Origin of the sequence: Bacteroides faecis MAJ27, from assembly GCF_900106755.1 — a bacterium.
GTDB classification, from domain to species: domain Bacteria; phylum Bacteroidota; class Bacteroidia; order Bacteroidales; family Bacteroidaceae; genus Bacteroides; species Bacteroides faecis.
Genome location: NZ_FNNN01000002.1, coordinates 298,447 through 313,261, shown reverse-complemented (window position 1 = coordinate 313,261; position 14,815 = coordinate 298,447). Strand labels below are relative to the sequence as shown.

13 protein-coding genes are annotated in these 14,815 nt (G+C 48.5%); 8 read left to right on the top strand and 5 right to left on the bottom strand.

What is annotated here, in order from left to right; translation table 11 throughout:
* Positions 1 to 140 precede the first annotated feature (140 nt).
* Positions 141 to 1,304, top strand: coding sequence for a M24 family metallopeptidase (locus tag BLW31_RS03240; RefSeq protein ID WP_010539152.1), 1,164 nt, complete (start codon positions 141 to 143; stop codon positions 1,302 to 1,304).
* A gap of 317 nt (positions 1,305 to 1,621) precedes the next feature.
* Here the strand turns inward: BLW31_RS03240 and BLW31_RS03235 are convergent, their stop codons facing one another.
* Positions 1,622 to 3,055, bottom strand: a complete 1,434-nt coding sequence (locus tag BLW31_RS03235; RefSeq protein WP_010539153.1) for a CCA tRNA nucleotidyltransferase — start codon at positions 3,053 to 3,055, stop codon at positions 1,622 to 1,624.
* Between the two features lie 283 nt (positions 3,056 to 3,338).
* Here BLW31_RS03235 and BLW31_RS24330 point away from each other — a divergent pair, with 283 nt between their 5' ends.
* Positions 3,339 to 4,178: an outer membrane protein assembly factor BamD gene (locus tag BLW31_RS24330; RefSeq protein ID WP_029425685.1), complete on the top strand. Its 840-nt coding sequence runs from the start codon at positions 3,339 to 3,341 to the stop codon at positions 4,176 to 4,178.
* Between the two features lie 427 nt (positions 4,179 to 4,605).
* On the opposite strand, the gene BLW31_RS24325 is transcribed toward BLW31_RS24330, so the two are convergent.
* Genes BLW31_RS24325 through ruvA form a run of 3 tightly spaced genes read right to left on the bottom strand, consistent with a single transcriptional unit; the run spans position 4,606 to position 6,389 of the window.
* Positions 4,606 to 4,743 (bottom strand): hypothetical protein, encoded by a 138-nt coding sequence (locus tag BLW31_RS24325; RefSeq protein ID WP_087935389.1) that lies wholly within the window; start codon positions 4,741 to 4,743, stop codon positions 4,606 to 4,608.
* Between the two features lie 14 nt (positions 4,744 to 4,757).
* Complete coding sequence (locus tag BLW31_RS03225; RefSeq protein ID WP_010539155.1) at positions 4,758 to 5,747, bottom strand: DUF3843 family protein; 990 nt, start codon at positions 5,745 to 5,747, stop codon at positions 4,758 to 4,760.
* A 36-nt stretch (positions 5,748 to 5,783) separates the two neighbouring features.
* On the bottom strand, positions 5,784 to 6,389 hold the full coding sequence (gene ruvA, locus BLW31_RS03220) for a Holliday junction branch migration protein RuvA (protein WP_010539156.1): 606 nt from the start codon (positions 6,387 to 6,389) through the stop codon (positions 5,784 to 5,786).
* Positions 6,390 to 6,567: 178 nt separating this feature from the next.
* Between ruvA and BLW31_RS03215 the strand changes: the two genes are divergently transcribed.
* The 6 genes from BLW31_RS03215 (at position 6,568) to trhA (ending at position 14,592) form a co-directional block, all read left to right on the top strand.
* The gene (locus tag BLW31_RS03215; protein ID WP_010539157.1) at positions 6,568 to 7,467 is read left to right on the top strand and encodes a diaminopimelate dehydrogenase; all 900 of its coding nucleotides are present in this window, start codon (positions 6,568 to 6,570) and stop codon (positions 7,465 to 7,467) included.
* Between the two features lie 93 nt (positions 7,468 to 7,560).
* On the top strand, positions 7,561 to 9,594 hold the full coding sequence (locus BLW31_RS03210) for a DUF3858 domain-containing protein (RefSeq protein WP_010539158.1): 2,034 nt from the start codon (positions 7,561 to 7,563) through the stop codon (positions 9,592 to 9,594).
* Between the two features lie 192 nt (positions 9,595 to 9,786).
* Positions 9,787 to 11,640, top strand: coding sequence for a DUF3858 domain-containing protein (locus tag BLW31_RS03205; protein ID WP_233424552.1), 1,854 nt, complete (start codon positions 9,787 to 9,789; stop codon positions 11,638 to 11,640).
* A gap of 7 nt (positions 11,641 to 11,647) precedes the next feature.
* Entirely contained in the window at positions 11,648 to 13,555 is a 1,908-nt protein-coding gene (locus BLW31_RS03200) for a transglutaminase domain-containing protein (protein ID WP_010539160.1), read from the top strand.
* A gap of 7 nt (positions 13,556 to 13,562) precedes the next feature.
* A complete protein-coding gene (locus BLW31_RS03195) occupies positions 13,563 to 13,895 on the top strand; it encodes a hypothetical protein (RefSeq protein WP_010539161.1) in 333 nt (110 codons plus the stop codon).
* Between the two features lie 46 nt (positions 13,896 to 13,941).
* Complete coding sequence (gene trhA / locus BLW31_RS03190; RefSeq protein ID WP_010539162.1) at positions 13,942 to 14,592, top strand: PAQR family membrane homeostasis protein TrhA; 651 nt, start codon at positions 13,942 to 13,944, stop codon at positions 14,590 to 14,592.
* 1 nt (position 14,593) lies between these two features.
* Here trhA and BLW31_RS03185 read toward each other — a convergent pair whose 3' ends face one another.
* Complete coding sequence (locus BLW31_RS03185; RefSeq protein ID WP_010539163.1) at positions 14,594 to 14,812, bottom strand: helix-turn-helix transcriptional regulator; 219 nt, start codon at positions 14,810 to 14,812, stop codon at positions 14,594 to 14,596.
* Positions 14,813 to 14,815 lie beyond the last annotated feature (3 nt).

The following is a 14,815-nucleotide window of genomic DNA, read 5'->3' as shown; positions in this document are numbered from 1 at the left end:
TTATTTTCAATGGAATTAATTATCTTTGTAGCATCATACAGTAAATAATTACTCGTGAGTTTGTTCTTAAAAATAAATAACTCGTAATGAATGAGTTATCATTCATGATTTTGTAATTAATAATTCGTAAACAATAAAAAATGCTACAACCCGAATTAAAACTCCGCCGTGACAAGATTCGCAGTCTGATGGTGTCACAAGGCATTGATGCCGCCCTCATTACTTGTAATGCAAATTTAATTTACACGTATGGCTGTGTAGTCAGCGGCTATCTTTATCTCCCTCTTCATTCACCGGCACTGCTGTTTTTCAAGCGGCCTAACAATATCACCGGAGAACACTCGTTCTCCATCCGCAAACCGGAACAGATTGTCGATATTCTGAAAGAAAAAGGTTTGCCTTTGCCCACTAAACTGATGCTGGAAGGTGACGAACTTCCTTACACGGAATATGTCCGGCTGGCAGGTTTGTTTCCCGAAGCCGAAGTCGTGAACGGGACACCGCTGATCCGTCAGGCACGCAGCGTAAAGACAGCTATTGAAATTGAAATGTTCCGTCGTTCGGGAATGGCGCATGCAAAGGCATATGAGCTGATTCCGAGCGTTTATCGTCCCGGAATGACAGACATTGAGTTCTCGATAGAAATTGAGCGCCTGATGCGTCTTCAAGGCTGTCTTGGCATCTTCCGTGTGTTTGGCCGCAGCATGGAAATCTTTATGGGAAGTGTACTGACCGGGGATAATGCCGGCTATCCGTCTCCTTACGATTTCGCTTTAGGTGGCCGGGGACTCGATCCCGCCCTGCCCGGAGGTGCTGACAAGACTCCGCTAAAAGAAGGACAAAGCGTTATGGTCGATCTGGGAGGTAACTTTAACGGATATATGGGCGATATGAGCCGTGTATTCTCTATCGGCAAACTGTCGGAAGAGGCCTACACCGCTCATCAGGTGTGCCTTGACATTCAAGAAAAGATTGCTTCAATCGCCAGACCGGGTGTTCCTTGCGAAACGCTTTATAACACAGCTATCGAAATGGCTGCTCAGGCAGGATTTGCCGATAGATTCATGGGAACGGGACAACAGGCCAAGTTCATCGGTCACGGCATCGGACTGGAAATCAATGAAGCGCCTGTACTTGCTCCACGCATCAAGCAGGAACTGGAACCGGGCATGGTCTTTGCCCTCGAACCAAAGATTGTTCTTCCGGGCATAGGTCCCGTAGGTATCGAAAACTCTTGGGTAGTGACCAACGATGGGATAGAGAAACTGACCAACTGTAACGAAGAAATCGTAGAACTGTCATAAAGTTAAGGAGTTGTCTCAAAGCCAGAAACGGCATATCATGATACTGTCAATGATAAAATAGTCTGCTGACTTTATTAAGTTGTTTCATTTATCTTAAGTGATGCTGACTACCAATGATAAGCCTATCAACATTTTGAGATAGTTTCTGCATGATTTTGAGGCAGTATCCAAACATACAGATATTCAAGATTATAATAGGCACGGATTCCACAGATTTCACGGTTCTTTTATTAACTAAAACCGTGAAATCCGTGGAATCCGTGCCTAAATCTTAATTTACAATTATATTGAAGCTGATCTTTACGCTAAGAAAGAACTCATTTCACAGGTTTCAATCCCATCTTTGCCGCCCTTTCCAGCATAAAAGCGTGAGCTGCTTCATACTCGTTAGGGATAACTCCGTCCAGAATTGCATCCTTTATCGCACTCTTCAGAGAGCCGACTTCCCGGCAAGGCTGCAAGCCGAAAGTTTCCATTATCTCTTCCCCGCTCACCGGAGGCTGGAAATTACGGACCCGATCCTTTTCTTCGAGATCTTTCAACTTCTGGCGAACCAGTTGGAAGTTATTCAGAAAACGCTGTTTGCGCTCCATATTTTTGGAAGTGATATCCGCTTCGCAAAGAGTCATCAGGTCGTCGATATCATCGCCCGCCTCAAAGAGCAGACGACGAACGGCGGAATCCGTTACCACATCATCCGCTATCACAATGGGGCGCATGTGCAAACTGACCATTTTCTGCACATACTTCATCTTCTCATTCATCGGCAGTTTCATCTTCCGGAAGATATTCGGAACCATCTTCTCACCGATAAAATTATGATTATGGAACGTCCATCCCGCTCTAGGCTCCCAGCGCTTCGTTGCAGGCTTGGCTATATCGTGCAATAACGCTGCCCAGCGCAACCAGAGATTATCCGTCTTTTTGCTGATATTGTCCAGCACTTCCAGTGTGTGATAAAAGTTGTCTTTGTGCGATCTGCCGTTCCGTGTTTCTACACCTTGCAGGGCAGCCAGTTCCGGAAAAATCAACGGCAACAGTCCGCTTCGTTCCAGTTCTACAAAACCTTTTGAAGGGATGGGCGAAAGAATTATCTTGTTCAGTTCATCCGCAATGCGTTCACGGGAGATTATTTCAATCCGTTCTTTATTACGGCAGAGCGATTCGAAAGTGTCGTCGTCGATATAGAATCCCAGTTGCGTGGCAAAACGGATGCAGCGCATCATACGCAGCGGGTCATCGCTGAACGTGATATCCGGGTCGAGCGGTGTGCGGATGGTCTTTTCCTTCATGTCCTCCATGCCGCCAAACGGGTCTACCAACTCACCGAAGCGCGCTTTATTCAGGCAGACAGCCATCGCGTTAATCGTAAAATCACGGCGGTTCTGGTCGTCTTCCAGCGTTCCGTCCTCTACAATAGGTTTCCGTGAGTCCCGTTGATAAGACTCTTTGCGGGCGCCTACAAATTCCACTTCCGTGCCTTTATATTTCACTTGTGCCGTACCGAAATTCTTGAAAACAGAGACATGCGCACCACGTCCCAATCGCTTTCCAAGTGCTTCCGCCATCGCAATTCCACTGCCTACTACTACTACATCTATATCTTTAGAGGGACGTTGCAGAAAAATATCACGAACGTAACCGCCTACTACATAGCACTCCAATTCGAGTGCATCGGCTGTTTCGGCTATCTGTCCGAAAATCGGTTCGCTAAAATGCTGCTTCAATTCCTCTTGAGTCAACTCTATCATCTTTTTTTAGTGCTTAACGATCAGTGATAAACAATCGATGCGCAACGGCAAAGCCGGTTAGCAACCGCCAATGACCGGGCACTTATCACTAATACAAGTTTTGAGGGGGCAAAATTACAAAAATAAGGGATATAATTTGTATTTTTGCCGCTATAAAGTAAACGATGGGCGATGAACTGACAAGTAACAACAAACGTCGAATCGTAAATTGTGCAAGGTAAGCGATCAAACGATGAATGCTATTCAATCGCCGGTCATCTAATAGTAAAATGTAAACGGTATGATGAAAAAACTGATTATCTTCTTTTGCGGCACGCTGGCACTGACAGCCTGCGGAAACGGCATCGAAAAGAAAGCCAATGAAAAACTGACAGTTGCCCGCGCTGCCTACGAACGTGGCGACTACGAAGAAGCAAAGACACAAATCGACAGTATCAAGATTTTGTATCCCAAAGCATTCGAAGCCCGCAAAGCCGGTCAGGAATTGATGCTGGACGTGGAACTCAAGGCACAACAAAAGATTCTTGCTTATCTGGACAGTGCCCTTCAGTCTAAACAAGAAGCGTTCGACGCCATCAAAGACAAGTACACGCTGGAAAAAGATGCCGAATATCAACAAGTGGGCAACTATATCTGGCCTACTCAAGCCATCGAAAAGAACCTACACCGCTCCTTCCTCCGCTTTCAAGTGAACGAACAGGGCATTATGAGCATGACTTCCATCTATTGCGGAGCCAGCAATATCCACCACGTAGGCGTCAAAGTAACGACTCCCGACGGCAGTTTTGCTGAAACTCCGACTTCGAAGGACAGCTACGAGACAACGGACATGAACGAGAAAATAGAGAAAGCCGATTACAAACTGGGAGAAGACGGTAGTGTGATCGAATTTCTGAACCTCAACAAAGACAAGAATATCCGTGTGGAATTTGTCGGCGACCGTAAATACACCACGACTATGACCCCGGCTGACCGTCAGGCAGTAGCAGGCGTTTACGAACTGACACAAATTCTTTCCGCTATGCAGCAAATCAAGAAAGAACAGGAGGACGCCAACCTGAAAATCGGATTTATCAATAAGAAGAAAGAGCGGAAAGCACTGGAAGAAGCAACCGAGAAATAATTGCTTTTTCTGAGTCACAGCTTTCCGAAAGAATAAAAAGGTCCGGAGAATGACAAATAGCCGACCGATTTGAAAAGAAAGATATAAAGTCGGGAAGAAATAAGTAAAGTCGGGAAAAGAACCAATAAAACCCGGAAAAATAAATTAAAACGGTAAGCGATGAATGACTGTGTTCATTAGAGGTAACACATTCGTCTTTCCATCGCTTACCGTTTTTTATTTCAATACGAGATACGGTTTTCAATCTTGCTATAACAAGCAATCTGTAACCATATTTCCTTCTGTTTTTAAAGGAGCATACCCACATTCCCTTGTTCGTATCCTCTTGCTTCAGAGAAACGGAATAGCCTGGTATCTGGAAAAGGCACAACCTAGCTACATAAAACGACGCAGCCTGACAGGTAGAAAGGGCGTAGCCTCCCAAGCCTTATTTCACCCTCCTATTCAACTGATTATTAGCCTTTTCTACCTTAGACTTACCGATTCGCTTCCCCGACACCTTCTTCTTTCCGGCAGCAGGCTTTGCCTTTCCGGCAAACGGGTTGTTACTTTTTTTGATTGGCATAACTCAATAGACGATCATTCTCCTTCGTAATACTCGCCCAAAAACCAGCGAGCCACAAAGTCCCAGTTATCGTGCAGCAGTTCTTTTCCGTTCTCAAAAGGGAATTGCGCTTCGGGCAGCAGTTCGTGTTCCATGCCGTACTTCAGCAAGTCGAACGGGCACAGTCCTTCCTCGCAGAAGAGTTCGTACGCTTCTTCTTCAGCCACTTCCGCATTGTACAGCGGATTCCGTTTATCAGCAAAATAAGGAGCCACATCCGGACCTATCAGCAATCCCTTCGGATTGGCATACATCACAAAATCCGAAAACTCCTTCAAGTCAGGCAACAGAGAATCTTCCTCATCCTCCCATTGCAGTGCCTGCACAAAGAACAGTTTCAAAGCCTCATAAGAATCGAAGAACATCAACGGCTCGCCACCACTCGCTTTCAGGAAGCGCTCCACATTCACAGGCAACTGATCGCCCGGAGCAGCAACAGGCAAAGCAGTCCGCTTCTTCTCCATCAGTTCCGATTCCATCAACCAGTCGCCGGCAAGCCCGTCGCTGATAGGCGCTGTCTCGAAAACCGCTTCCAGCTGCGCATAAATCACATCCGCAAACTCCAGCAAGTCCGCATCCAGCGGATTCTCCACCCCGTCGAAATCATCGCCCACAGGCGAGTTGATTCCCCATAGCAAGAAAGCTATGTCCTCCTTATTGATCTCATCAGCCAGATAATCTTCCGAAAATTCGTAAAAAGGCAGGTAACGTCCGTAATTTCGTTTATGCCAGCGGATAAACTGCCGCCAGTTGCCTCCGTCCGTCACACAATCTTCCAGATAAAGAGTCAGCATCAAAGTCACCTGATTCTGGCTCTCCTGTGTCTCCGATTTATATAAATAAGATTCGCTGACGACAGGTAATAAAAGATTAGCAAATTCGAGATACCAGTGATCCGTCGCCAACACCTTCACACGACCATGAAGATCCAGCCATGCTTTCATGTAAATTTTCCCTTGTTTCATTATTTTTCTGTTGCTTGTTTAGTTTTTCCCGCACTATTACAGTCTTTTCAAAGCCAATTTAATAACTTTCTCTACCGGAGCATCCGGTTCTTCCTTCAATATAGCCAGTACCACTTTCTGCGAAGGCGCGGCGGCAAAGCCGAGTATCGTCAGGGCAGCTACCGCTTCCTCCTGCACTTCCACGCTGGCAGTCTGCAGTAACATGCCGGCAGAAGCACTTCCGCCGGCAACAGTCGCTCCCATCGTCTTAATCTTGTCTTTCAGATCGACAATCACACGCTGCGCTGTCTTCAGTCCGATTCCCTTCACCGTTTTCAGCAAGTTCGCATTTTCGGTGCTGATCACGTTCACCAGTTCCGCAGGCGAGAGGGCGGAAAGAATCATACGCGCCGTATTGCCTCCGATGCCCGACACGGAAATGAGCAGCAAGAAAATCTCCCTCTCCTGCTTGTCGGCAAATCCGTAGAGCACATAAGCATCCTCGCGAATAGCCTCATAGATATATAACTTACAGTTTTTCTTCCCCTGAATAGCCGAATAAGTATTCAGGGATATATTGGCGGCATAGCCTACCCCGTTACAGTCGATCACTGCGGTTGCCGGACTAAGTTCGGCAAGTTCGCCTCTTACATATTCTATCATAGTGTGAGCAAAGATAAGATAAATTCACCACAGATGAAAAGACTTTCGTAACATTTCCTCCTTGCAGGCAGAGGTGAAAAAATTAAAAATAATGCAGGCGGTAAACAAAACTTCCTAGTAATTTGTTTACTTTTGTGGCAGAATTAAAGAAAAATGTTCATATAAAACCAATAAAAGAATGAAAAAAGTAAGAGCAGCTATTGTCGGTTACGGCAATATCGGACACTATGTACTTGAAGCGCTGCAGGCAGCGCCTGATTTCGAAATCGCCGGAGTCGTTCGTCGTGCAGGAGCAGAGAACAAACCGGAAGAGTTGGCAAACTATGCAGTAGTGAAAGATATCAAGGAACTGGAAGGAGTAGAAGTAGCCATCCTCTGCACGCCGACCCGCAGCGTTGAGAAATACGCCAAAGAATACCTGGCAATGGGAATTAATACGGTAGACAGCTTCGATATCCACACAGACATCGTCGACCTGCGCCGCACGCTGGATGCAGCCGCCAAGGAGCACAAAGCCGTATCTATCATCTCCGCAGGATGGGACCCGGGAAGCGACTCTATCGTACGCACCATGCTCGAAGCAATCGCTCCGAAAGGAATCACTTACACCAACTTCGGCCCGGGCATGAGCATGGGACACACTGTTGCCGTTAAAGCAATCGACGGAGTGAAAGCCGCCCTCTCCATGACCATTCCTACCGGAACGGGAATCCACCGCCGCATGGTGTACATCGAGCTGAAAGACGGATACAAATTTGAAGAAGTAGCCGCAGCCATCAAAGCAGACCCTTACTTCGTGAACGACGAGACACATGTAAAACTTGTGCCGAGCGTAGACGCGCTGCTCGATATGGGGCACGGTGTAAATCTGACTCGCAAGGGAGTTTCCGGTAAAACACAGAACCAGTTGTTCGAGTTCAACATGCGCATCAACAATCCTGCGCTCACCGCGCAGGTACTTGTATGCGTGGCACGCGCTTCCATGAAGCAGCAACCGGGATGCTACACGATGGTGGAAGTTCCGGTGATCGACCTCCTTCCGGGCGACCGTGAAGAGTGGATCGGACACTTGGTATAATATTTTATCCGCCTATTGAAATAAAAATGGAGAAAGGGAGTACACCTTTCTCTATTTTTTTTATCTTTGTCGGAGATGAAAAACACACTCCATATGAAAAGACTATTCATATTCTCCACATTTCTGTTATTATTGCTATCGACTACCTTCCCACAGCAGTCCGGTAACACCATCAAACCGAATCTGAAGTACGGAAAACCTTCGAAGGAAGAGCTCTCTCTGAACAGCTATGCCCCCGATACCACCGCCACCGCCATCTACCTGTTTCGCATGGGCGAAAGCAAATTCGTATATAAAGACGGCTTCCAGTTAGTGACCGAGCATTGGGTGCGCATCAAAGTACTGAAGCCCCAGGGCGTATCCTACGCCGATGTGACTATCCCCTACTACTCCCCTTCCGACAAAGACAGAGGGCAGGAAAGAGCCAGCGAAATAAACGGCTGTTCCTACCATCTGGAGAACGGACAGTGCATCGAAACACCGCTGAAACGGGACCATATCTCCGACGAACGGGTAAACCAGCACATCCGCCTGCTGAAATTCTCGATCCCCTCCGTCAAAGTCGGCAGCGTCATTGAATACCATTACAAACTCTATTCCGACTACTTCGCCCACATCGACAACTGGATGATGCAGGACGAACTTCCGATGATATACAACCAGTATAAAATCACCATCCCCCACGCCTACATCTACAACATCGAACTGCGCGGCAAAGACTGGATAACCAGCAAAGCAAAAGAGACCTCCATACACGGAACGACCACCCAACAAAGCGGCATAGCAAAAATAGCGGAAGACTTCTCCATCCCGTCGCGCGAAATGACCTTCACCTCGCAGAACCTCCCCGCCATCCGGCAGGACGAGTCATACTGCTGGTGTCCCGAAGATTATAAAATACAGGTCAGCTTCGACCTGCAAGGCACCCATTTCCCCGGCAGAGAATACGAACCCTTCAGCGAGGAGTGGAAAGACGTGGACAAGCAACTGACCAAGCCCGAAGACGAGCTTTTCGGCAAGCACTTGTCTTTCAACAATCCTTTTAAAGAAGAAGCCATAGCCGCCTTTACCAGCGAAATGACATTCGAGCAGAAAGTCATCACCGCCTTCCGGGTATTGAAGCAAAAGCTCTCCTGGAACGGCAGATACGAGCTTTACAGCAGAGACCTCAACAAAGTGATCAAAGCAGGAAACGGCAGCAATGCCGATCTGAACTTTATCCTCATGGGGATTCTCAAAGACTACGGCATCCGCTCCTATCCTGTCGTGCTGAGCCGCCGCTCGACGGGAGTGCTGCCTTTCAACTTCCCTTCGCTCCAGAAGCTGAACACCTTCCTTGTCGCCGCCTACAACAATGATACCCAAGGCTACGTTTACCTCGACAGTTCCATGGAGCTGCCGGCTCTCAATGTGCTGCCGCTCGATTTGTGTGTCAACAAAGCACGTATCCTCTCTCCCGACGAACCGGAAGAGAAGAAATGGGTAGACCTGATCAACCTCAGCAGCAATGTAGCTTTCATGCAAATCAATGCCACCGTACAGGACGGACAGATCAGAGGACACCGCATGACGCAACTGCAGGGAGAGGAAGCGGTAGAATACCAGAAGAAACAGCTCCGCCAGAAGAAAGACTCGCTGATTTTCACTCCGTCGGATGCCGGCAAGGAAAAGTTCGCTTTCAAGAACTTAAAGCAGGAGAACGATGCCTATGACCCCACGCAGATCAAAGAAGAGTTCGACTTCCTGATGGATACCGAAACCACAGGCGGACGGCTTTACGTCAATCCGATGGTCTTCCCGCAACTGGAGCGGAATCCGTTTATCCAGACGGAGCGCATACTCCCTGTCGAATTTCAGTACCCGTACAAATACAACCTGGTATGCACGCTTATGCTTCCCGACGGATACGAGGTAGAGGAGATACCCGAGTCGTATTCCGTCAGAACCGATGACGGAAAGTTGCAATGCAGGTACATGATTCAGAGGACTGACAACAAAGTCGTCCTCAACTATGTATTCCAGTTGCGGACACACATTCTCCTTCCCGACCAGTACAGCCAGCTACAGGATATATGGACCAAAGTAATCGAGAAGAATCAGGCACTGATCGTTCTCAAAAAGATATAGATTTTCTTCACCACAAACAACTGAATGACGATGAAAACAGCACTGATTTGGATTCTTTTACTGCTAGGGTGCCAAGGGTTCGCCCAGCAGACAGCGACAGACAGTTTCAAGCCCAGCATGAAATACGGCAAACCTTCGGAAGAAGAACTCGCCATGACCACCTACGCACCGGACACCTCCGCGACAGCGGTCGTGCTCTATTCGAAGTGCGAAGTCCGCTATGACCTGTTAGCCAACAATTTCCGCATCCTCTACAACTATGAGGTCAAAATCAAAGTACTTAAATCCGAAGGAGCGTCCTATGCCGACATCCGGATTCCCTACTACTCCAACGAAAGCAATGCCGTCATCACACTGAAAGAAAGCATCAGCCAACTTGACGCTTCGGCCTACAATATGGAAGGCGGAGAGACGGTACGCACCAAGATGAAGCGCGACCTGGTCTTCACGGAACGCATCAACAAACAATACATGCAGCTCAAATTCTCGATACCTGCCGTCAGGGAAGGAACCGTATTCGAATACAAATACCAGCTGAGTTCCGACCTCTACTACAGCATCAACCTGTGGGAGGCGCAAAGAGACATCCCGGTGATCTTCACCCAATATGACATCACCATACCGGAATATTTCAAGTTCAACCTCGACATGCGGGGCCCTCACCCGATGGCGTCCAAAGACGAAACCTCTTCTCTTACGTTTCTCCTCAGCCTCCCGGGCGGACAGACAGAAATGCTCAGCTGCAACGGCCGCCACATGATATTCACCGGAGAACACCTCCCCGCCCTGCGTCCGGACAACTATGTGTGGTGTGCCAACGACTATATGAGCAGCGTATATTTCGAACTCCGGGGAGTGGACTTTCCGGGATCGTTCTACCGGTCTTTCACCCACACCTGGGAGGAGATCGACCAAATGCTGCTACAGGACGAAGACTTCGGCGCCATGCTCAAGATGCGCAACCCTTACCGGGACGAGATGGCTTCGCTGTCACTGGACCAACTGCCCGACCGTCAGAACCGGATCGCTGCCATCTACACCTTCCTCAAACAGAAAATATCGTGGAACGGCCAATACGGGCTATACGGCAACGAAGTGAAGAAAGCGGTCAAGAACGGGACAGGCAGCAACGCAGACATCAATTTCATCCTGATGAGCATGCTGCGTGACGCGCAGATTCCCTGCTATCCGGCAGTGATGAGCCGCAAAGACAGGGGCATCCTCCCTTACAGCTATCCTTCGATACAAAAGCTGAACACCTTCATTGTCGGCATCGCCGATACGGACAGCACACTGGTATTCCTCGACGGCTCGGTGATCAACGGCTACATGAATACCCTGCCGCCCGTACTGATGGTAAACCGCGCACGCCTCATCAGCGAAACAGCCGGAGGCAGATGGATGAACCTGAGCAAACTCGGCAAAAACCAGATACGCGCCACCGTCAGAGCGCAGATTCATCCGAACGGACAGATCACGGGCGACCGCAACGCAGTGTATATGGGGCAGTATGCAGCCAACCTCCGCAGACGTTATTACGCGGCAAAAGACAGCACGGAATATATCAATCAGCTGGAAACGGAAGAAAACATCAAAGTCAAGAAGTTCGAGACCAGAGAACTGAACGTCTTCTCGCCCAGAATAACGGAATTCCTCGATTTTGAAAAACAGGCGACGGTGAATGACGACCTTATCTATGTCAGTCCCATGATTTTCCTGCACGTCAGCAAGTGTCCGTTCATTCAGACAGAGAGGCAGTTGCCGCTCGAAATGCCATATACCGAACATATCCTGCAGGCAACGATGCTGACCATCCCGGAAGGCTATGCGGTAGAAGAACTTCCCAAACCGCTCAATCTCAAAACGGAAGACGGACAAGACATCGTCCGGTACAACATCAGCCAGTCGGGGAACACAATCAACGTGACATATACATTCATTGCCAACAAGTTACTCCATCTCGCTACCGAATACCCAACGGTCAAAATGTTCTGGGAAAACGTCGCCGAGAAGAATAACGAATTGATAGTGCTTAAGAAACAATGATAATAACATGAAGCTGATGACCCATTATTCGCGAACCAAACTATACGGACTGCTCTGCACTTGGCTCTGCTTTTGCCTCCTGCCTGTCCGTGCCCAGGACATAGCCTCCAATTCCAACTCCCTCATCGTAGACGCGCGGACGGAAGTGATCTGCAAGTCGATGACCCAGTCCGTCGAGAGAGAAACCCGCACCGTCACCATCCTTAATAAGAAGGGACTCGATGCGGCACATTTCTTCTGCAGCTGCGATATGTTCCGTTCGTTGCAGAAGTTCTCCGGAGAGCTTATCAACGCTTCGGGAGAAAGCGTGCGGAAGATCAAAAAATCGGAACTGGTGAAAAGCGAATACAGTTCCTCGCTCACCACGGACGATTATCTTTACTATTACGAATGCAACTATCCCTCCTTCCCTTTCACCGTGAAATATGTGTGGGAAGTGAAATGCAATAACGGACTGATAGGTTATTCTACCTTCATGCCGCAAATGGATTTCAGCCAGGGAGTAGAGAAGGCTTCCTACCGCATCGAACTGCCTGCCGGACAGCAATGCAGATACCGGACACTGAACACTGACGGGAAAAATATCCAAGTGAAGGAATCCACCGGTCCCGAAGGACAGCAGATTCTGGAAGTGTCCGCCGCCCAGTTGCCGCCTATCGTGAGCGAACCGTTCGGACCCAGCTTTGCCGAACTATTCCCGCGCGTATATTTCGCCCCTTCCGCTTTCAGTTTCGACAAGAAGCAGGGCGACATGAGCACATGGCAAAAGTACGGAGAGTGGCAGTACAGCCTTCTCAAAGACCGCGACCTGCTCACCGAACCGTTCAAAAGCAAGCTGCACGAACTGACAGCAAACTGCACAACCGACCGCGAAAAAGTGAAAGCCGTCTACGATTATCTGGCAAAGACCACCCGCTACGTCAGCATCCAACTGGGTATCGGAGGATTGCAGCCCATTACCGCCACCGACGTCTGCCGCACCGGATTCGGCGACTGCAAGGGACTTTCCAACTACGCCCGTGCCATGCTGAACGAGCTGGGCATCCCGTCCACCTATACGGTAATCAGCACCACCAACGAACGGCTGCTGCCCGACTTCTCCAGTGCCAACCAGATGAACCACGTCATTCTGCAAGTGCCTCTCCCGCAAGATACACTTTGGCTGGAATGCACGAATCCGCAGCTTCCTTTCGGCTATGTCCATCAGGACATTGCCGGACACGACGCCCTGCTCATCCAGCCCACCGGGGGCAGCATATACCGCTTGCCCGCCTATCCCGACTCGCTGAATACGCAACAGATCACCGCACGGATTTCACTCTCGCCCACCGCAGAAGCGAAGATCGAAGTTCAAGAAGTATCCCGGCTATTCCAATACGAAAACGAAGCGGGGATAGTCTACCTGGAACCCAACAAGCAGAAAGACCGTATCCGCTCGGACATCAACCTTTCGCAGGCCGATATCCTGCGCCTGCACATCAGCGAATGCAAAGAGGCAAATCCGTCTATCACATTCGACTATACGGCAAGCAGCAACCAGTACGGAAACAAGACGGGAAACCGCCTGTTTATCCCCGCCAATGTATTTCGCAAAGGGTTCAGCGTACCGCATATCACAAAGCGCACCCACCCCATCCACGTCAATTTCGGTTACTCGGATGCCGACAGCATCCGCATTCAGCTTCCCGAAGGATATACCATTGAAGGGCTTCCGCGACCGGCTGACCTGAAAAGCAAATTCGGCAATTTCCATTCTTCGGTTCGAGTGAATGATAACGAGATATGGATTGTCCACAACCTGTTTATGCGCAAAGGGATTTATGCTCCCGAAGAATATGCGGCCTTCCTCGACTTCCGGAAACAAGTAGCAGAGCAATATAACGGGAAAATCATACTAAAGAAAAAACCAAATTAAAGGAAAAATGAAAATACACAAAAAAACAGACCTCCCTGCACGGGACGGTAAAGAAGAATTTTCTCTCACGGTACTAACCTGCGATAAACGCGGAATAACCAATCTTGGTTACTATAACTTTGACACTGAAGACTGGGGCTTTTTTATGGATGATTATCCTGAGTACAAAGATACTGATTTTGTATGGATCTATCCACCGGAAGAACAGATGAGAAAGTTTTTGATAGAATCATCCAATGCCGAAGATAAACCGGCTGTTCCTTCAGCAAAGGAAAGTTGGTATAAAAAGAAAATACAACCTATTAAAAAGAAAATCAGTCTGGCTTTCAAGAAAAAATAAAAGTGTACCTTTGCGGCTCTAACATAACAAAAGTCGAAAGAAGACATTGGAAAATAAAAGATATAATAACGTCGAAGAATGGGCAAACACGCTCAGTCACGGGGCAGGTATTCTGCTTGGAGTCATAGCCGGGTATTTCTTGCTCTCGAAAGCGGCGGCCAGCACCGAACCGGACTGGGCGGTGGCTTGTGTATCCGTTTATCTGTTTGGCATGCTTTCTTCTTATGTCAGTTCCACATGGTATCACGGCAATCACCCGGGCAGATTGAAAGAGCTGCTTCGCAAATTCGATCACGGGGCGATCTACCTGCACATTGCGGGAACGTATACGCCGTTCACACTGCTTGTCATGAGGCATGCCGGAGGTTGGGGCTGGGGCATTTTCTCTTTTGTCTGGCTGTCGGCTATCGTCGGCTTCATACTGAGTTTCAAGAAACTGAAAGAACACAGTAATCTGGAAACGGTTTGCTACGTAGCCATGGGAGCCAGCATTCTGGTGGCCATGAAACCTCTGATGGATAACTTAACAGAGATGGGAGCCGCCCCGGCCTTCTGGTGGCTGATAGGCGGGGGAGCTTCGTATATCATCGGGGCGGTGTTTTATTCGCTGCGCAAACCGTACATGCATGCCACCTTCCATCTGTTCTGTCTGGGAGGAAGCATCGGACATATGATAGCGATCTGGTTGATATTGTAAGTTACAGCAGGTCGTCATTCAACACGAAAATCTCCTCCACCGGAACTCCGAAATAACGTGCTATCTTCAGCGCAAGAACCGTAGAGGGGATGAACTTTCCTGTCTCTACCGTATTTATTGTCTTACGGGTCACTCCAATAGCTACAGCCAGCTCTTCCTGACTGATGTTCTTCATCGCCCTGTACACCTTTATTTTATTCAGTAGTTCTTTATTTTCCATCTT